The 18,369-nt window shown below is 71.1% G+C and carries 13 protein-coding genes; 7 read left to right on the top strand and 6 right to left on the bottom strand.

The genetic code is table 11. The features are described from left to right. Window positions 1-53: 53 nt before the first annotated feature. Window positions 54-671 carry a TetR/AcrR family transcriptional regulator gene (locus ACWD0A_RS24040; RefSeq protein ID WP_451301286.1) on the bottom strand — a complete coding sequence of 206 codons (618 nt, stop codon included), beginning with the start codon at window positions 669-671 and terminating at the stop codon, window positions 54-56. Between the two features lie 118 nt (window positions 672-789). On the opposite strand from ACWD0A_RS24040, the gene ACWD0A_RS24035 reads away from it, so the two are divergent. Genes ACWD0A_RS24035 through ACWD0A_RS24025 form a run of 3 tightly spaced genes read left to right on the top strand, consistent with a single transcriptional unit; the run spans window position 790 to window position 3,455 of the window. Beyond that, window positions 790-1,707: an ABC transporter permease gene (locus ACWD0A_RS24035; RefSeq protein WP_451301233.1), complete on the top strand. Its 918-nt coding sequence runs from the start codon at window positions 790-792 to the stop codon at window positions 1,705-1,707. After that, window positions 1,700-2,479 (top strand): ABC transporter ATP-binding protein, encoded by a 780-nt coding sequence (locus ACWD0A_RS24030; protein ID WP_451301231.1) that lies wholly within the window; start codon window positions 1,700-1,702, stop codon window positions 2,477-2,479. The genes ACWD0A_RS24035 and ACWD0A_RS24030 overlap by 8 nt, the downstream gene beginning before the upstream one ends. A 43-nt stretch (window positions 2,480-2,522) precedes the next feature. After that, entirely contained in the window at window positions 2,523-3,455 is a 933-nt protein-coding gene (locus ACWD0A_RS24025) for a serine/threonine-protein kinase (RefSeq protein WP_451301229.1), read from the top strand. A 296-nt stretch (window positions 3,456-3,751) separates the two neighbouring features. Here ACWD0A_RS24025 and ACWD0A_RS24020 read toward each other — a convergent pair whose 3' ends face one another. Further along, on the bottom strand, window positions 3,752-8,686 hold the full coding sequence (locus ACWD0A_RS24020; RefSeq protein ID WP_451301227.1) for an NAD-glutamate dehydrogenase: 4,935 nt from the start codon (window positions 8,684-8,686) through the stop codon (window positions 3,752-3,754). A gap of 367 nt (window positions 8,687-9,053) precedes the next feature. On the opposite strand from ACWD0A_RS24020, the gene ACWD0A_RS24015 reads away from it, so the two are divergent. After that, window positions 9,054-9,626 carry a DJ-1/PfpI family protein gene (locus tag ACWD0A_RS24015; RefSeq protein ID WP_177153247.1) on the top strand — a complete coding sequence of 191 codons (573 nt, stop codon included), beginning with the start codon at window positions 9,054-9,056 and terminating at the stop codon, window positions 9,624-9,626. Between the two features lie 39 nt (window positions 9,627-9,665). Here the strand turns inward: ACWD0A_RS24015 and ACWD0A_RS24010 are convergent, their stop codons facing one another. Both ACWD0A_RS24010 and ACWD0A_RS24005 read right to left on the bottom strand, forming a co-directional pair. Further along, a complete protein-coding gene (locus tag ACWD0A_RS24010; RefSeq protein ID WP_451301225.1) occupies window positions 9,666-10,343 on the bottom strand; it encodes an HAD family hydrolase in 678 nt (225 codons plus the stop codon). Window positions 10,344-10,392: 49 nt separating this feature from the next. Continuing rightward, a complete protein-coding gene (locus ACWD0A_RS24005) occupies window positions 10,393-10,899 on the bottom strand; it encodes a DUF6912 family protein (RefSeq protein WP_451301223.1) in 507 nt (168 codons plus the stop codon). Window positions 10,900-11,179: 280 nt separating this feature from the next. Between ACWD0A_RS24005 and ACWD0A_RS24000 the strand changes: the two genes are divergently transcribed. Next, window positions 11,180-11,611: an Rv3235 family protein gene (locus ACWD0A_RS24000; protein WP_451301221.1), complete on the top strand. Its 432-nt coding sequence runs from the start codon at window positions 11,180-11,182 to the stop codon at window positions 11,609-11,611. A gap of 1,129 nt (window positions 11,612-12,740) precedes the next feature. Here ACWD0A_RS24000 and secA read toward each other — a convergent pair. Beyond that, complete coding sequence (gene secA, locus ACWD0A_RS23995; protein WP_451301219.1) at window positions 12,741-15,557, bottom strand: preprotein translocase subunit SecA; 2,817 nt, start codon at window positions 15,555-15,557, stop codon at window positions 12,741-12,743. A gap of 241 nt (window positions 15,558-15,798) precedes the next feature. On the opposite strand from secA, the gene ACWD0A_RS23990 reads away from it, so the two are divergent. Further along, window positions 15,799-16,374 (top strand): GNAT family N-acetyltransferase, encoded by a 576-nt coding sequence (locus ACWD0A_RS23990; protein WP_451301217.1) that lies wholly within the window; start codon window positions 15,799-15,801, stop codon window positions 16,372-16,374. Between the two features lie 48 nt (window positions 16,375-16,422). Next, the gene (locus ACWD0A_RS23985) at window positions 16,423-17,586 is read left to right on the top strand and encodes a winged helix-turn-helix domain-containing protein (protein WP_451301215.1); all 1,164 of its coding nucleotides are present in this window, start codon (window positions 16,423-16,425) and stop codon (window positions 17,584-17,586) included. 24 nt (window positions 17,587-17,610) lie between these two features. Here ACWD0A_RS23985 and ACWD0A_RS23980 read toward each other — a convergent pair whose 3' ends face one another. After that, window positions 17,611-18,366, bottom strand: coding sequence for a response regulator (locus tag ACWD0A_RS23980; protein ID WP_451301213.1), 756 nt, complete (start codon window positions 18,364-18,366; stop codon window positions 17,611-17,613). Window positions 18,367-18,369: the final 3 nt, after the last annotated feature.

The following is an 18,369-nucleotide window of genomic DNA, read 5'->3' as shown; positions in this document are numbered from 1 at the left end:
CGCCCTGCCGGGGCGTCACGACCGCAGCGCCGCCACCGCCGCCCGCCGGGGCGTCACGACCGCAGCGCCGCGACCGCCGCCCTCGCCAGCCCGTCCAGGTATTCCTTCGGCAGCCCGCCGCGCACCACCACCAGCCGCCAGTACAGCGGTCCCACGATCAGGTCGAGAGCCCTGTCCGGGTCCGTTCCCTCGGGGAGCTCGCCCCGGGCGACCGCTTCGCGGACGACCACCGCCGCCACGCCCTGCTGGCTGTCCAGCAGCGCCGCCTTGATCGCGTCCGAGATCTCGGGGTTGCGCGCCGACTCCACCAGCAGGTCGGGGATGACCTGCGAGGCGACGGGGTGGCGCAGCGCGTGCGCCGCCACCTCCAGGAGCGCCCGCACGTCCCCGTGGAGGGAGCCGGTCGACGGTGCGGGCAGGCCCTGGACGGCGACGGCCGAGACCAGGTCGAGCACCAGCGACAGCTTCGACTTCCAGCGGCGGTAGACGGCCGTCTTGCCGACGCCCGCCCGCCGCGCGATCCCCTCGATCGACATGCGCGCGAAGCCGACCGCCGCCAGTTCCTCGAAGACGGCTTTGCGGATCGCGTCGGTCACCTCCTCGCGGAGCACGGCGGCTCCTGCCGGGGCGCGGCGCGGGGTTCCGGAGTCCGTAGGCATGGCCGGAATCATACCCGTCACGACGAAACGGTTGCGTTCCGACGCGCGACCGTCCTACCCTCGGCGTAGCGACGATACGGTCCCGTTCCGTCGAAACTGCTTTCCGCCGTCACCACGAAAGCGACCCCGCGTGACCACAGCCACCCCGTCCCGGCCGTCCCCGGCCGCCCCCGCCCCGCCCACCGACCTCGCCGCGCTCGCCGCCCGCCACGGCCTGACCGTCAGCGGCGCCCGGCCCTCCCTCGGCGCGTACATCCGCCAGCTCTGGTCGCGGCGGCACTTCATCACCGCCTTCGCCACGGCCAAACTCACGGCCCAGTACAGTCAAGCGCGCCTCGGACAGGTCTGGCAGCTCGCGACCCCGCTGCTCAACGCCGCCGTCTACTACCTGATCTTCGGCAAGCTGCTCGGCACCGGCGACGACGTCCCCGACTTCGTGCCGTTCCTCGTCACGGGTGTCTTCATCTGGACGTTCACCGCGAACTCGATCATGGCCGGCACCCGCGCCATCTCCGGAAACATCGGGCTCGTGCGCGCGCTGCACTTCCCCCGCGCCTCCCTGCCCATCGCGCTCGCCCTCCAGCAGCTGCAGCAGCTGCTGTTCTCGCTCGGTGCGCTCGTCGCGATCCTGTTCTGCTTCGGCGAGTTCCCGAGGGGCTCCTGGCTGCTCGCGATCCCCGCGCTCGTCCTCCAGGCCACGTTCAACACCGGCCTGTCGATGGCCATGGCCCGGATCGCCGCCCGCACCCCCGACGTCGCTCAGCTCATGCCGTTCGTCCTGCGCACCTGGATGTACTCGTCCGGCGTGATGTGGTCCATCGACAAGGTCCTCGGCAGCGACCGGCTGCCCCACCTCGTGGCCGTCCTGATCCGGTACAACCCGGCCGCGCTCTACATCGACCTCGTGCGCTTCGCGTTCATCGAGTCCTTCACCGCCGACCGGCTGCCCCCGCACGTGTGGGCCGCCGCCCTGCTCTGGGCCGTGCTCACCGGCGCCGGCGGTTTCCTGTACTTCTGGAAGGCAGAGGAGCAGTACGGCCGTGGCTGATCCGGCAGAGCCCGTCCCCACCGTCGTCGTCGACGGCGTCCACATCACGTACAAGGTCAACGGCGCCCGCACCGGCAGGGGCAGCGCCACCTCCGCGCTCAGCCGGATCGTCTCCCGCCGCGCCGCGCCCGGTGTGCGCGAGGTGCACGCCGTCAAGGGCGTCAGCTTCGCCGCGTACAAGGGCGAGGCGATCGGCCTCATCGGCTCCAACGGATCGGGCAAGTCCACCCTGCTCAAGGCCATCGCGGGGCTGCTGCCCACCGCGAAGGGCAAGGTCTTCACCCAGGGCCAGCCCTCGCTCCTCGGCGTCAACGCGGCCTTGATGTCCGATCTCACCGGCGAACGCAACGTCGTCCTCGGCGGCCTCGCGATGGGCATGACCCGCCGGCAGATCCACGAACGGTACGACGACATCGTCGACTTCTCGGGCATCAACGAGAAGGGCGACTTCATCTCGCTGCCGATGCGCACGTATTCCTCCGGCATGGGCGCCCGGCTGCGCTTCTCCATCGCCGCCGCCAAGAGCCATGACGTCCTCCTGATCGACGAGGCCCTGTCCACGGGCGACGCCCGCTTCCGTCACCGCAGCCGGCAGCGCATCGAGGAACTGCGCGAGGAGGCGGGCACGGTGTTCCTGGTCAGCCACAGCAACTCGACGATCACCGAGACCTGCGACCGCGCGATCTGGCTGGAGGCGGGAGTCCTGCGGATGGACGGGCCCGCGAAGGAAGTCGTGGCGGCGTACGAGGAGTTCACCGGAGGGAGGAAGTGACGGCGGCGGGGTAGGCTCCCCTGCCGTCGGCGAGGGGGTCGGGATGAGGGGCACGCGTGGTCCGGAGCCGTTGCGGGACGAGGACCCGCGGGAGATCGCGGGGTACCTCCTCACGGCGCGTGTCGGCGAAGGCGGCATGGGAACGGTCTTCCTCACCCGCGGCCGGGACGACGGGCTGCCCGTCGCGCTGAAGCTGATCCGCCGCGAGCACGCCGAGAACGAGAAGTTCCGGCGCCGTTTCGCCCGCGAGGTGGAGGCGGCGCGCACGGTCCAGGGCCACCATCTGGTGCCCGTCGTGGACCACGACGCGGACGCGGAACGCCCGTGGCTCGCCACCCGCTACGTGCCGGGCCTGCCGCTCGACGAGGCGCTCGGCGAGTTCGGGCCGCTCCCGCTCGACTGCGTCCTGCGGCTGACGGCCTGCGCGGCGCGGGCGCTGAGCGCGGTGCACGCGGCCGGGCTGATCCACCGGGACGTGAAGCCCGCCAACCTGCTGCTGACCGCGCGGGGACTGTGGCTGCTCGACTTCGGCATCGCGCGGGCCGCGGACTGCACGTCCGCGCTGACGACGGTGGGGCGGATGGTCGGGACGCCGAAGTACATGTCCCCGGAACATGCGATGGGCCGTGCGCTGACGCCCGCGTCGGACGTGTTCACGCTCGGCCTCGTCGCCGCGGAGGCGGCGACGGGACGCCACCCGTACGGCGAGGGCGGCGGCCTGGTCGTCGCGACCCGCATCGCGGGCACGGCCCACGAGCCCCCGGACCTGAGCGCCCACCCCGAACCGCTGCGCCGTCTGCTGACGGCGACGCTCGCGCCCCGCCCGGAGGACCGCCCGGAGGCCGCCGACGTGGCGTCGCTGTGCACGCCGCCCCACCACTCCCCGGACTGGCTACCGCCGTCCATAACAGCGGCGGTCACCGCGATCCACCGCTCCACCTTCCCCCCGGACCCCCGCACATCCCCCTGGCGCTGACCCAAGCCAGCGGTACGGGTCCCACGCGCGGCGCGAAGCCGCCGCCGTCCCAGTGGGCACGGGCGGCGTCAACACCGCGCGCGGCGCGTGAGGGCGTCTACCCAGCCCCGCGTTGGGGCGACGCACCGCCAGACGGCCCACGTCACGAACGCACCCGGCGCGAGAGACCCGCAGACACGCGGTCGCGAAGCCGCCACCGGGGGCGGGGGCGTCAGCCCCACCTCCCACAGGGGTCTGGGGCGCAGCCCCAATTACGGGAAGGGGCGGGGTGGGGAACACCACCCCGCCCACAGCCCTCAGCGGTGCATCCGCAGCAACTGCCGCATCGTCCGCATCGCCACCGACAGGTTCGCCAGATCGAACGTGTCCGACCCCTGGATCTCGTCCAGCGTCGACCGCGCCCGCCCCAGCAGCGCCGCGTTCTTCTGCTCCCAGGCCTTGAACCGCTCCTCCGGCGTCGCGCTGCCGTTGCCCACCGACAAGACGTCCGCCGTCAGCGCCGCGTGCGCCGCGTAGAGGTCCTCGCGGATCGAGGCGCGGGCCATCGACTGCCAGCGGTCCGCCCGCGGAAGCTCGATGATCCGGTCCATCAGCTGCGTGATCGAGAGCCGGTCGGCGAGGTCGTAGTACACCTCGGCCACCGCCAGCGGCTCCTGCCCCGTACGGTCCGCGATCGCCACGATGTCCAGCGTCGGGAACGCCGACGAGAACCCGGCCACCCGCAGTGCGAGGTCCTCCGGGACACCCGCCGAGGTGAGCTCGTCCAGGATGCCCTGGTACCACTCGAGGTCCGCGCCGCGCAGCATCTTCGGCAGCGAGGCCCACACGTCCTCCACCCGCTCGGCGAAGAAGTCGACGGTCTCGGCCAGCTCCAGCGGCTGCGGCCGGTTGCCCAGCAGCCAGCGCGTGCCACGCTCGACGAGCCGGCGCGAGTGCAGCCGGATACGCGTCTGGACATCGGCGGCGACCGTGTTGTCCAGTGCCTCCACCGCGTCCCACACCGCGCTGAGACCGAAGATCTCTCGGGCCGCGGTCTGCGCCCGCACGATCTCCTCGACCGACGCGCCGGTCTCCTCCCGCAGGCGGTGCAGGAAGGTCGAACCGCCGGTGTTCACCGTGTCGTTGACCAGCACGGTCGTGATGATCTCGCGCCGCAGCGCGTGCGCGTCGATCGCGTCGCCGTACTGCTCTCGCAGCGGCTTCGGGAAGTACGCGTGCAGCAGCCGGCGCAGGTACGCGTCGTCCGGCAGCGACGTACGGATCAGCTCGTCGGCCACCGTGATCTTGGTGTACGCCAGCAGCACGGCAAGCTCCGGCTGGCTGAGCCCCTTGGCGGCGTTCAGCAGCTCCCTGATGTGGCGGTCGTTGGGCAGGAACTCCAGCGCCCGGTCCAGGTGCCCGTCCCGCTCGAGGCGCCGCATGAAGCGCTGGTGGGCGTGGAGCAGGGACGGCGACTGCGTGACCGCGTTGGCGAGGGCGACGTTCTGCGCGTAGTTGTTGCGCAGGACGAGCGCGCCGACCTCGTCGGTCATCTTCGCCAGCAGCTGGTTGCGCTGCTTGACGGTCAGATCGCCGTCCGTGACCAGCCCGTTGAGCAGGATCTTGATGTTCACCTCGTGGTCGGAGGTGTCCACACCGGCGCTGTTGTCGATCGCGTCCGTGTTGACCTTGCCGCCGTGGCGGTCGAACTCGATACGGCCCAGCTGGGTCAGACCGAGGTTGCCGCCCTCGCCGACGACGCGGACGCGCAGGTCCTCGCCGTTGACGCGGATCGCGTCGTTGGCCTTGTCGCCGACATCGGCGTGCGACTCGGTCGACGCCTTGACGTACGTGCCGATGCCGCCGTTCCACAGCAGGTCGACCGGCGCCTTGAGGATGGACTGCATCAGCTCGGCGGGCGTCAGCTTGGAGACGCCCGCGTCGATGCCCAGTGCCTCGCGCATGGCCGCGTTGACGGGGATCGCCTTGGCGGTGCGCGGGTGGATGCCGCCGCCGTGCGACAGCAGCTCCGTGTTGTAGTCCGCCCACGACGAGCGCGGCAGCTCGAAGAGCCTGCGCCGCTCGGCGTACGAGACGGCCGCGTCCGGCGTCGGGTCGATGAAGATGTGCCGGTGGTCGAAGGCCGCGACGAGCCGGATGTGCTCGCTCAGCAGCATGCCGTTGCCGAACACATCACCGGACATGTCGCCGACGCCGACGACCGTGAAGTCCTGGGTCTGGGTGTCGTGGCCCAGCTCGCGGAAGTGCCGCTTGACGGACTCCCACGCGCCGCGGGCCGTGATGCCCATGCCCTTGTGGTCGTAACCGGCCGAGCCGCCCGAGGCGAAGGCGTCGCCGAGCCAGAAGTCGTAGGAGACGGCGACCTCGTTGGCGATGTCGGAGAACGACGCGGTGCCCTTGTCGGCGGCCACCACCAGGTAGGTGTCGTCCTCGTCGTGCCGGACGACCTGCGCCGGCGGGACGACCTCGCCCGCGACCATGTTGTCGGTGATGTCGAGCAGCGCCGAGATGAAGGTCCGGTAGCAGGCGATGCCCTCGGCGAGCCAGGCGTCGCGGTCCACGGACGGGTCCGGGAGCTGCTTGGCGACGAAGCCGCCCTTCGCGCCGACCGGCACGATCACGGTGTTCTTGACCATCTGCGCCTTGACCAGGCCGAGGATCTCCGTACGGAAGTCCTCGCGCCGGTCGGACCAGCGCAGACCGCCTCGCGCGACCTTGCCGAAGCGCAGGTGCACGCCCTCGACGCGCGGCGAGTACACCCAGATCTCGAAGGCGGGGCGGGGGGCGGGCAGGTCCGGGATGGCCTGCGGGTCGAACTTCATCGACACGTAGCCGTGCGGCCCGCCGTCTTCCGTCTTCTGGAAGAAGTTGGTGCGCAGCGTCGCCTTGATGACGGTGAGGAAGGAACGCAGGATGCGGTCCTCGTCGAGCGAGGCGACCTGGTCGAGCGCGCCGTCCAGCTCCTCCAGCAGTCCGTCGGTCAGCTCGGTGCCCGCCCGCTGGCGCTCCGGCGACATCCGGGCCTCGAAGAGGGAGACCAGCAGCCGGGTGGTGTGGACGTTGTTGCGGAGGGTGTCCTCCATGTAGTCCTGGCTGAAGGTCGAACCGGCCTGGCGCAGGTACTTCGCGTACGCGCGCAGCACCATGGCCTGGCGCCAGCTCAGCCCGGCGCCCAGCACCAGGGAGTTGAAGCCGTCGTTCTCGGCCTGGCCGGTCCACACCGCGGCGAACGCGTCCTGGAACCGCTCGCGGGCGTCGTCGGCGAGGTAGTCGCCGTTGCCGTCGGACTTCGGCATGCGCAGGCCGAAGTCGTAGATCCACGCGTGCGTACGGTCGGCGCAGCGCAGCTCGTACGGACGCTCGTCGATCACCTCGACGCCGAGCCGGTTGAGGACCGGCAGCACGGCGGAGAGGGAGACCTGGTCGCCGATCCGGTAGATCTTGAAGCGGCGCTCGCCCGGGGCGGCGACCACCGGCTCGTACAGGGAGAGCGCGAAGTCGCGGCCGGAGCTCGTGACCTGCTCCAGGTTGACCAGGTCGGCGACGGCGGAGCGCGGCGAGTGGTCGGCCTTGTAGCCCTCGGGGAAGGCGTTGCTGTACTTGCGCAGCAGCTCGGCGGCGCGCTCCTCGCCGGTCTCCGCGTTGAGCGCCTCGGCGAAGCCGTCGGCCCAGGAGCGGGCGGCCTCGACCAGCCGGGCCTCGATGCGCTCCTTGTCGGCGTCGGTGAGGTGGGTCAGCTCGGTGCCGGTCGCGACGCGCACGACGAAGTGGAGCCGGGTGAGCACCGACTCGGTGCTCATGAGGGTGAAGTCGACGCTGGTGCCGCCCAGCTCCTCCTTGAGGATGCCGGTCAGGCGCTCGCGGACGGTGGTGTTGAAGCGGTCGCGCGGCAGGTAGACGAGGGCCGAGTAGTACCGGCCGTACTCCTCCTGGCGCAGGTACAGCCGCAGCCGGCGGCGCTCCTGCAGGTAGAGGACGCTGGTGACGATCTCGCGCAGCTCGTCGGGCGGGGTCTGGAACAGCTCGTCGCGCGGGTACGTCTCCAGGATCTGCAGCAGGTCGCGGCCGTCGTGACTGCTGGGCGCGAAGCCGGCTCCCTGGAGGACCTCGTCGACCTTGCGGCGGATGACGGGGACGCGGCGCACGGACTCGGTGTACGCGGCGGAGGAGAACAGGCCGAGGAAGCGGCGCTCGCCCACGACGTTGCCCTCGGCGTCGAACTTCTTGACGCCGACGTAGTCCAGGTAGGACGGCCGGTGCACGGTGGCACGGCTGTTGGCCTTCGTCAGGACGAGCAGCTTGTGCTCACGGGCCTTGGCGCGGGCGTCGGCGGGCAGCCTGCTGAACGAGGGGCTGACCGGGTGCGCCTCGTCCTCGCTGTGGTGCGGGTCGGAGCGCAGGATGCCGAGGCCGGTGCCGGGGACGGCGGCCAGTGCGTCGGAGTCGGTGAGCTCGTACTCGCGGTAGCCGAGGAACGTGAAGTGGTCGGCGGCGAGCCAGCGCAGCAGCTCGCGGGCCTCCTCGACGTCCTGCTCGCGCAGGTCGTCGGCGGTCGGCTCGTTCGGCAGCTCGTCGGCGATGCGCAGCGCGCTGTCGCGCATCTTCTCCCAGTCCTCGACGGCCTCGCGGACGTCGGACAGGACGCGCAGCAGGTCGGCGGTGATCTGCTTCAGGTCGGCGCGGTCGGTCTCGCGGTCGATCTCGACGTGGATCCAGGACTCGACCAGCGCGTCGTGCGGCAGGCCCTTGGCGCTCGGCTCGGCCGGCAGCACCTCGATGAGCTTGCCGGTCACATCGCGGCGGACGACGACCTGCGGGTGGATCACGACATGGATGCCGCGGCCCTGCCGGGAGAGCTCATTGGTGACCGAGTCGACGAGGAAGGGCATGTCGTCGGTGACGACCTCGACGACGGAGTGGCTGCAGGTCCACCCGTTCTCTTCCACGGTCGGGGTGTGGACCCGGACGTTCGCCGTGCCCTGGGGGCGGTTTTCGGCGAGCCGGTAGTGGGAAAGTGCCCCACCGAAGACGTCGACCGGGTCACGGTCGGTGAGGTCCTCGGGAGCAGTGTGCAGGTAGTAGCGCTGGAGGAACGAGAGCACGGTGTCCCGGTCGGGACGCTTCCCCGGCTCGGCCCCAGTCGGAAGGTGCCCCCCGACCGGGCTGTTCTCAGCTACCCGGGCAGCCCGTGCGAGCAGCTCGGCCTTGGCTTCGTCCAGCTTGGTCTGCATGTCCTCTGGCTCCTGTCGCGCGCCGTTGCGTGACGTAGGTGAAAGATGCTGCGACGCAACGCCACGACGCGGGGTGTCCGGTCGCAGTCGACGTTATGCCGCGATGAGAGATGTCCGATCCGCTTTCAGCCGATTCAGGCGGGAAGGCCGGACAGAGAAGATCAGGTATCGCCCGGGCACGGTGGCGCTCCGGGCGCAGGCCGGGGGCTTCGCTGCCCCCACGGCGTATCGCGCTGATCACGCCCCCAGGCTATCGCCCCTGACCCCCGAACCGTCATGAGCCGTATGTGTACAAAAGAGGGCCCCGAAGTTTGACACTCTGGACAGCGACACAGGCCCTTCTGGCAACCACTCACCGGGAGCAGCCATGACCACGAAGATCCTCATCGTCACCGGGGACGCCGCCGAGTCGCTCGAAGTCCTCTACCCCTACCAGCGGCTGCTGGAGGAGGGGTACGAGGTGCACATCGCGGCCCCCACCCGCAAGAAGCTCCAGTTCGTCGTGCACGACTTCGAGCCGGGCTTCGACACCTACACCGAGAAGCCGGGCTACACCTGGCCCGCCGATCTGGCCTTCTCCGAGGTCGACACCGGGGCGTACGCCGCCGTCGTCATCCCCGGCGGGCGCGCCCCGGAGTACCTGCGCAACGACGCCGAGCTGCGCAAGATTCTCAAGGCCTTCTTCGACGCGGACAAGCCCGTGGCGCAGATCTGTCACGGTCCCCTGCTCACGGCGGCGATCGGCGGCGTGGAGGGCCGCCGCGTGACCGCATACCCCGCTCTGGAACTCGACATGCAGGCGGCCGGAGCGTCGTTCAAGGACTCGGAGGCCGTCGTCGACGGCACCCTCGTCTCGTCGCGGGCATGGCCGGACCACCCGGCCTGGATGCGCGCGTTCCTCGAAGTGCTGCGCGAGAAGGCGCCCGTCACGCGGGACTGACCGGCGGGCGTACGCCGCCGCCCGGCCCCGGTCGGGCGGCTACGCCGCGGTCACGAGATCCTCCGCCACGGCCACGGCCTCGTGCAGCGAGTCCACCACCGGCACCCCCGCCTTCTTCAGACTGCCCCTGCTGTGCGATCCGCCCGTGTAGAGCACGGCCTTCGCCCCGACGTGGCCCGCCGCCACGGCGTCGTCCACCGCGTCACCGATGACCACGACGCGGTCCGGCGTCACGCCCTCCAGGGCGGCCAGATGGCGCACCATGTGCTCCGCCTTGCCCGTGGTCGAGGCGCCGACGCGCCCGTCCACCCGGACGAACCGCTCCTCGATGCCGTGCCGGCGCACGATCGGTATCAGATGCTCGTGCGGGGCCAGGGACAGCAGCGACTGGGTCAGCCCGGACTGCTGCCGTCCCGCGAGCAGCTCGGCAGCGCCCGCCGCCAGACCGCACGCGTCGGCCCTCGCCCAGTAGTGCTTGTGGAAGGCGGCGTCCATGACGAGCCACTCCGCGTCCGTGGGCAGCCGGCCCATCAGCCGCTCGTAGAAGCGCGGAACGGGCACGCAGTACAGCTCGCGGTAGCGCTCGAGCGTGATCTGCTCGAGCCCTGTCTCCGCGAAGGCGGCATTGGTCGCCTCGATGACCGCGGCGATGTCGTCGAGCAGTGTGCCGTTCCAGTCCCACACCAGGTGGGCGCTGTGGTGCCCCGAAGTCCCCATGCCGGGAAACGGTACCGGCCGGGTACGACAACGGGGCTCCGGCCTCGTCTCAGCCGACGATGTTCGGGATCTCCTGCACGCCGTACCAGAGCAGCTCGTGGTCCTCGGCGCCGTCGACGGTGAACCGGGCGTCGTCGTCCCCGTGGTCGGCGGCGCCGAGCGCGTCCACCGCCGCGGTCACGTCGGCCACGGCGTCGTCGGCGTCGACGTGGACGGCCGCGGCCTTGGACATGGGCACGGCGGCGGCGACACGGACCTCCCCGAGCGCGCTCGCGTCGAGGACCTGGTCGGGATCGGCGACCGCGTCCTGGTCGCGCACGTCGACGGCGACGACGACGCGGCGGCGGGGGGCGTCGGGGGCGCCGGCCAGCAGGCGCAGGGAGGCGGCGGCGGCACGGCTGAGCGCCGCATACTCCAGCTCCTCGATGTCGTCGGACACGTACCACTCGCGCAGGCCCGGGGTGACCGCGTACGCGGACAGCGGGCCGGGGCCGAGCTCGCCCGTCTTGTGCGCCTCTGCGAGACCGGGAAGGGTCAGGGGGACGTAGACGCGCATGGCTGGCCGCTTTCGTAGTCGGAAATGCGCCCTCAGGATACGTGCGACGTCCCCCTTCGGGGGTCCGCCCGCGCCTCTCAGGGCGTCCACCGCGCGCACTTTCGGCACGGCGTGCGCGCAGGCGTGCCATGGGCCGGTCCACCCTGATAGGTGATCCTTCCCCGGCAGCCGACAGGAGGGCCGGGGTTGTTGCAGCCGGTCCTGGCGCGCCGTACAAGTTCCCCGTCGAAGCTACTTCCCGGTATCCCCTTGGGAACCAGGCACATCGGGGGCGATCTGCATGGACAGGACCCGGCCCGCGGGCCGACGCGACCAGCGAAGGCCCGCCGCGGCGGCGGCCACGGCGCTGACCCGCGCACGAGGCAGGCAGCACAAACCGCACTACTGGTTCGCCGACCGCCTGCTGGCGGTCCTGAGCGGCCAGCGCCCGGTGCACTGGATGCTCGGGCACACGATCGGCGAGGCGTACGAGCAACTGGTCCACCTGGCCCCGGGAGCGCCGCTGCGCCCGGCGGACCGGGTGATGCCGGTCGTCCGCCACTGCGGCGAGTTCCACCCGGGCCCGGGCGTGATCGAGGCGTTCGCCCGCATCGGCTCGGGCGACCGGGTCAGCGCGATGGCGTTCCGCCTGGAACAGGGCTCGGACCGCCGCTGGCGCTGCGCAGCGGTGGAACTGGGCGGCGAACGCAACACGACGGAGGGCCGCGCCTGACCCGGGCGGGCTGGGCGACGGGCGCGGCCCGCGTGCCGGCGCAGCCGACCGGCTCCAGCCGCCGGTGGCACTGGGGCAGGCGCGGCACGTCAGTGCGGCCGCCTCCACCCCGGTGGGCACGGGCGGCCCGCCCACCCAGGCCACAAGGCCGACGCGAACGCACGCGCGTGCCGGCGCAGCCAACCGGCTCCGGGCCGCCTGCCCGCCGCTGGAAGCGCAGGCGCACGTCCGGGGCACGTGGCCACCGGGCCGGGTGGAGCGGGTGCGGCCGCGACCCGTCGGGTCGGGCCGCCGCTCCACCCTGGGTGGGCGCGGCGGCCCGACCCAGTGAGGCCATAGGCCGACACGGGCGCACGCCCGTGCCGACGCAGCGACCATGGCCGCGTGCCCACCGCTGGAGGCGCGGGCACGCGTCCGCGGCATGCGGCGGCCGCGGGTGGACACGGAAGCAGCCCGCCCGCAGGGACGGCTGGGCGACCGCGGCCCGTCGGCGACGGCCACCTCCGCCCTGGTGGACACGGCGGAGGCGCACTGGGGGACCGTGCCTGCCGCCGAAGGCAGCAGGGGCGTCCGCGGCACGCGGCCCACTTGGCCGGGTGGCGCGGGTGCCAGCCGCCCTACGGCGCGGCGCAGTTGTAGGCCGCGCCCTGGGACGAGGCTGCAGCCCGCCGCCGGGCTGGCTCTCCAGGCGCGGCGCGCGGTGCAACCTGCTGGAGATGCCACTCCGCCCCGGTGCGGCGCAGGAGCAGCCCCGCTGGGCGTGGCGCGGGCGCGACCCGTCGGGGTCGACATGGGCGCTGGTCGGCCCTGTGGCGGTACCCGCAGCCAGCGGGAGCGCAGACCCGGTCGGCCCGGGCCGACCGGGCGGCGCTGACGAAGGCCTCGCGCCAGAGGGCGACGCTCCAACTCGCGTCCACGCAGCGGGCTGCCACGGGCCGGAGGACCCACCTCCCGGATCCGCCGGTCCGAGGGCCCCCAGCCGGCCTCCACGGGGCCAGAACGTCACCTGGGCGCACGAGGTAGGAGGCCCCGTCCAAAAGGCAGCCAAGCCCGGCCCCGCGGGCCCCCACACGACACCGGGGCCGGACACCCCTCGGTGTCCCGGCCCCGGATCGATCAACCCGCCCCGTTACTTCTTACGGCGGCGACCGCCGCCCTTCGCCGCCTTCCGGCGCTCCGCGCGGGTCATGCCGTCCGTCTCCGACCGCGGCCCGCCGTCGTTCTCGAAGTCGCCTTCGACAACGCCGCCCTCGCCGTCCACCGTCGGCGCCGAGAAGTGCAGGCGGTCCGGACGCTGCGGGGCCTCCAGGCCCTTCGCGCGGATCTCCGGGCGCGCCGCGCCCGCCGGCACCGCGTCCTCCTTGGCCAGCGACGTCTTCTCGGCGGCGTCCTGCACCGGAACCTCCTCGACCTGCTGCTCGACCTGGACCTCCAGGTTGAACAGGTAGCCGACGGACTCCTCCTTGATGCCCTCCATCATCGCGGTGAACATGTCGAAGCCCTCGCGCTGGTACTCGACCAGCGGGTCCTTCTGCGCCATCGCGCGCAGGCCGATGCCCTCCTGGAGGTAGTCCATCTCGTAGAGGTGCTCGCGCCACTTGCGGTCCAGCACGGAGAGGACCACACGACGCTCCAGCTCACGCATGATGTCCGAGCCGAGCTGCTTCTCGCGCTCGTCGTACTGCGCGTGGATGTCTTCCTTGATCGCCTCGGCGATGAACTCCGCGGTGATGCCCGCCCGGTCGCCCGCCTCGTCCTCCAGCTCCTCGATCGTGATCTTCACCGGGTAGAGCTGCTTGAACGCGGTCCACAGGCGGTCGAGGTCCCACTCCTCCGCGAAGCCCTCGGCGGTCTCCTGGCGGATGTAGTCGTCGATGGTGTCGTCCATGAAGTGGCGCACCTGCTCGTGCAGGTCCTCGCCCTCCAGGACGCGCCGGCGCTCGCCGTAGATGACCTCGCGCTGACGGTTGAGCACCTCGTCGTACTTGAGGACGTTCTTGCGCGTCTCGAAGTTCTGCTGCTCGACCTGGGACTGCGCGGAGGCGATCGCCCGGGTCACCATCTTGTTCTCGATCGGGACGTCGTCGGGGACGTTCGCCATCGCCATGACGCGCTCGACCATCTGCGCCTTGAACAGGCGCATCAGGTCGTCGCCCAGCGACAGGTAGAACCGGGACTCGCCCGGGTCGCCCTGACGGCCGGACCGACCACGCAGCTGGTTGTCGATGCGGCGCGACTCGTGCCGCTCGGTGCCCAGCACGTACAGCCCGCCGAGCTCCTTGACCTCGTCGTGCTCCGCCTTCACGGCCGCCTCGGCGCGCTCCAGCGCGGCGGGCAGGGCCGCGGCCCACTCCTCGACGTGCTCGACCGGGTCGAGCCCGCGCTGACGCAGCTCCGCCTCCGCCAGGTCGTCCGGGTTGCCGCCGAGCTTGATGTCGGTACCACGGCCGGCCATGTTGGTGGCGACGGTGACGGCGCCGCGGCGGCCGGCCTGGGCGACGATCGTCGCCTCACGGTCGTGCTGCTTCGCGTTGAGCACCTCGTGCTGGATGCCGCGCTTGTTGAGCTGCTGCGAGAGGTACTCGGACTTCTCGACCGAGGTGGTGCCGACGAGGATCGGCTGCCCCTTCTCGTGCTTCTCCGCGATGTCGTCCACGACGGCCGCGAACTTGGCGACCTCGGTCCGGTAGATCAGGTCCGACTGGTCCTTGCGGATCATCGGCCTGTTGGTCGGGATCGGCACGACGCCGAGCTTGTAGATCTGGTGGAACTCGGCGGCCTCGGTCATGGCCGTACCGGTCATGCCGGAGAGCTTGTCGTACAGGCGGAAGAAGTTCTGCAGGGTGATCGTGGCGAGGGTCTGGTTCTCGTCCTTGATGTCCACCCCTTCCTTCGCCTCGATCGCCTGGTGCATGCCCTCGTTGTAGCGGCGGCCGGCGAGGATACGGCCGGTGTGCTCGTCGACGATCATGACTTCGCCGTCCAGGACGACGTAGTCCTTGTCCTTCTTGAACAGTTCCTTGGCCTTGATGGCGTTGTTCAGGTAACCGACGAGCGGGGTGTTGACCGACTCGTAGAGGTTGTCGATGCCCAGCCAGTCCTCGACCTTGGCGACGCCGGCCTCGTGAATGGCGACGGTGCGCTTCTTCTCGTCGACCTCGTAGTCGCCGGTCTCCTCGATGCCCTTGAGCGGGTTGCCCGGCTCGCCCTTGGTGAGACGCGTCACAAGCTTGGCGAAATCGCCGTACCACTTGGTGGCCTGATCGGCGGGACCGGAGATGATCAGCGGCGTACGGGCCTCGTCGACGAGGATCGAGTCGACCTCGTCCACACAGGCGAAGTTGTGTCCGCGCTGGACCAGCTCGTCCTTGGACCACGCCATGTTGTCGCGCAGGTAGTCGAAGCCGAACTCGTTGTTCGTCCCGTACGTGATGTCGCAGTTGTACTGTTCGCGGCGCTGCGCGGGCGTCATGTTCGCCAGGATGCAGCCGACGGTCAGGCCGAGGAACTTGTGCACCCGGCCCATCAGCTCCGAGTCGCGCTCGGCGAGGTAGTCGTTGACCGTGATCAGGTGGACGCCCTTGCCCGACAGCGCGTTCAGATACGCGGGGAGCGTGCCGACGAGGGTCTTGCCCTCACCGGTCTTCATCTCCGCGACGTACCCGAGGTGGAGCGCGGCGCCGCCCATGATCTGGACGTCGTAGTGGCGCTGGCCGAGAACGCGCTTGGCGGCCTCGCGGACGGTCGCGAACGCCTCGGGCATCAGGTCGTCCAGGCTCTCGCCGTCGGCGTGGCGCTGCTTGTACTCCTCGGTGAGCGCCCGCAACTCGGCGTCGGAGAGGTTGACGAAGTCCTCTTCGATGGAGTTGACCTGGTCCGCGATGCGGTGCAGTTTGCGCAGGATCTTGCCTTCGCCTGCACGCATGAGCTTGTTGAAGACGGACACTGAGGCTGGTCTCCTTGCCGGTCGGGCCTGGCACTGGGTCGTGTGACGGACACTGGCGCGGGCACGGCAGGTGGTCCCCACCGCATCGGCCATCGTAAGCGAGGACACCGCCACGTCGGGAGGTCCATCGCCACGCGGGCCTGCCGTCCGCCCTACAGGAGAACGCACGGGAAGCTCCGAAGGTGCCGGGGAGCGGCCAAAAGTGCTCGCATCGGACGGCGGAGGTGTCCACAATCCCGGCATGGAGCCGATCACACTCACCACCGAGCGCCTGCTGCTGCGTACCTTCACGGCCGCGGACACCGAGGCCGTCTACCAGTCCTGTCAGGACCCGGACATCCAGCGGTGGACGACGGTTCCGTCGCCGTACGAACGACAGCACGCCGTCGAGTTCACGGAGCACATGGTCCCGGACGGCTGGAGCAACAGCACCATGTGCACCTTCGCCGTGCTGCCGCGCGAGGGCGGGCCGCTGATGGCTTCGGTCGCGGTCACTCTGCGTACCTTCTCGGGCACGTGGGAGATCGGCTTCTGGACCGGCAAGGAGCACCGGGGGCGCGGGGTGATGGCCGAGTCCGTCGCCGCCGTCTCGCACTGGGCCTTCATGCGGCTCGGCGCCACCCGGCTGGAATGGCGGGCCGAGGTGGGGAACAAGGGCTCCCGCGCGGTCGCCGAGAAGGCCGGATTCCGCATCGAGGGCGAGCTGCGCGCCGCCCTGCTCAACAAGGGCACGCTGCGTGACGTGTGGGTCGGCTCCCTGCTGCCCTCCGATCTCGGCCTGACGAGCGCCCACCCCTATCTGCCCGCCAGTGCGTGACCCCAGGCCCCCGGCCGGTTGTCAGTGACGGCCTCTAGGGTGCCCACCATGACCACGTTGCCACCGCCCGTCATCGACCTGTCCGCCGACGAGGCGCGCCGCATCGCGCTGCGCGCCCAGGGACTCCTCGGCGCGCCGGACCGGCGCGGTGGCGTCCGCGGCGTGCTGCGCCACCTCGGAGCGGTGCAGCTGGACACGATCTCGGTGCTGGCACGCTCGCACGAGCTCATCCCGTACGCACGTCTGGGCGCCGTGGGCCGCAGGACGGTCGAGGATGCGTACTGGACGGAGAGCCACAGCTTCGAGTACTGGTCGCACGCCGCGTGCATCCTCCCCGTCGAGGAATGGCCGCACTTCGCCTTCCGCCGCCGCGCCTACCGCTCCCGCCCGCACTGGTACCACGACCTGCCGGACGGCGCGTACGACGCGGTGATCAAGCAGCTGCACGCCGAAGGCCCGCTCACCGCGACCGAGTTGGGCGGCGCGAAGAACGGCGGCGAGTGGTGGGACTGGTCCGCCTCCAAGGTCGCCGTCGAGCGTGCCCTGATGTACGGGGAGGTGGTGTGCACCGAGCGGCGCAGCTGGAAGCGCGTGTACGACCTCGCGGAACGGGCGATCCCGGACGCCGTCCTGCACGACGACCTGGATGACAGGGAGTGCCTGCGCCGCCTCGTCCGCCTGGCCGGCCAGGCGCTGGGAGTGGGCACCCGCGCGGACATCGCGGACTACCACCGTCTCAAGGGGGAGCAGTTCGACGCCGTGGTCGCGGACTCCGGTCTGGTGCCGGTCACGGTCGAGGGGTGGGGCAAGCGCGCATGGGCCGATCCCGCGGCCCTCGCGTCCCCGCCGCGCGGCCGGCACCGGACGACGCTGCTCTCCCCCTTCGACTCGCTCGTCTGGGAGCGGGCGCGCACCGAGCGCATCTTCGGCTTCACCCACCGCCTGGAGGCGTACGTCCCCAAGCAGAAGCGCGTCCACGGATACTTCGCGATGCCGCTGCTGGCGGGCGGGCGGCTCCTCGGCCGGGTCGATCCGGCGCGCGAGGGCCGGACGCTCGTGGCCCGGCAGGTGTCCCTGGCAGGCGCCAAGGCGGTCGCCCCGATGGCGCAGGCGCTGCGCGAGGCAGCCGAATGGGTGGGGTGCGACGCCGTCCGCGTCGAGAAGGCCGACCGTCCCGAGCTCGCGGCGGATCTGGTCCGGGCACTGGGCTGACGCGCCCCCGCACCGCCGCCGGTCTCAGCGGATCTCGAGGATCTTCTCCCGCATCGCGTACACCACGGCCTCCATCCGGGAGTGGAGCTGCAGCTTCTCCAGAATGTTGCGGACGTGGTTCTTCACGGTGTTCTCGGAGATGAACAACTCCTTGGCGATGTCGCGGTTGTTCATCCCCGTGGCGACGAGCTTGAGCACCTCCAGCTCCCGGTCGGTCAGCCGGGGGGCGGGCACGAGCCTGCGCTCGTCGGTGCGCTGGATCATCGACTTGAACTCGGTGAGCAGCTTGGAGGCCATGGAGGGACTGATCTGCGACTGGCCGTCGGCGACGGCGCGGATCGCGGTCGCGACCTCGTCCGTGGAGATCTCCTTGAGGAGATAGCCCGTGGCGCCGGCCTTGATCGCGTCGTAGAGGTCGGCCTCCTCGTCGCTGATCGTCAGCATGATGATCTTGGCGCTGGGGGCCACCTCCTTGATGGAGGTGCATGCCTCGATACCGCCGCGTTTGGGCATCCGCACGTCCATCAGCACGATGTCGGGCAGCAGGTCGGCCGCCTTGTCCACCGCCTCGGCCCCGTCGCCGGCCTCGCCCACGACCTGGATGTCCTCCTCCTGCTTGAGGACGATCTCCAGCCCTCGCCGGAAGAGCGCGTGGTCGTCCACCACGAGCACCCGGATCGGCTCGGCCGCGCGGGCGCCGCGCGACTCCTCCGCCTCGGTGTCGACGACTGCGGGGCGGCCGCCCGCTTCGCTGTGCACCGGCCCGAAGCTGTCCGCCATCGT

The sequence above is a fragment of the Streptomyces sp. NPDC002867 genome (assembly GCF_053591895.1).
Note: the sequence above shows the minus strand (reverse complement) of the source record. Positions and strands in the feature narration are given on the sequence as shown.

Bases quoted from the DNA above. Each gene is read 5' to 3' on its own strand.
- ACWD0A_RS24005 (WP_451301223.1), bottom strand. From the start codon at position 10,899: ATGCGCGTCTACGTCCCCCTGACCCTTCCCGGTCTCGCAGAGGCGCAC.
- ACWD0A_RS23990 (WP_451301217.1), top strand. From the start codon at position 15,799: ATGGAGCCGATCACACTCACCACCGAGCGCCTGCTGCTGCGTACCTTC.
- ACWD0A_RS23985 (WP_451301215.1), top strand. From the start codon at position 16,423: ATGACCACGTTGCCACCGCCCGTCATCGACCTGTCCGCCGACGAGGCG.
- ACWD0A_RS23980 (WP_451301213.1), bottom strand. From the start codon at position 18,366: ATGGCGGACAGCTTCGGGCCGGTGCACAGCGAAGCGGGCGGCCGCCCC.
- ACWD0A_RS24040 (WP_451301286.1), bottom strand. From the start codon at position 671: ATGATTCCGGCCATGCCTACGGACTCCGGAACCCCGCGCCGCGCCCCG.
- ACWD0A_RS24025 (WP_451301229.1), top strand. From the start codon at position 2,523: ATGAGGGGCACGCGTGGTCCGGAGCCGTTGCGGGACGAGGACCCGCGG.
- ACWD0A_RS24020 (WP_451301227.1), bottom strand. From the start codon at position 8,686: ATGCAGACCAAGCTGGACGAAGCCAAGGCCGAGCTGCTCGCACGGGCT.
- ACWD0A_RS24015 (WP_177153247.1), top strand. From the start codon at position 9,054: ATGACCACGAAGATCCTCATCGTCACCGGGGACGCCGCCGAGTCGCTC.
- ACWD0A_RS24000 (WP_451301221.1), top strand. From the start codon at position 11,180: ATGGACAGGACCCGGCCCGCGGGCCGACGCGACCAGCGAAGGCCCGCC.
- ACWD0A_RS24010 (WP_451301225.1), bottom strand. From the start codon at position 10,343: ATGGGGACTTCGGGGCACCACAGCGCCCACCTGGTGTGGGACTGGAAC.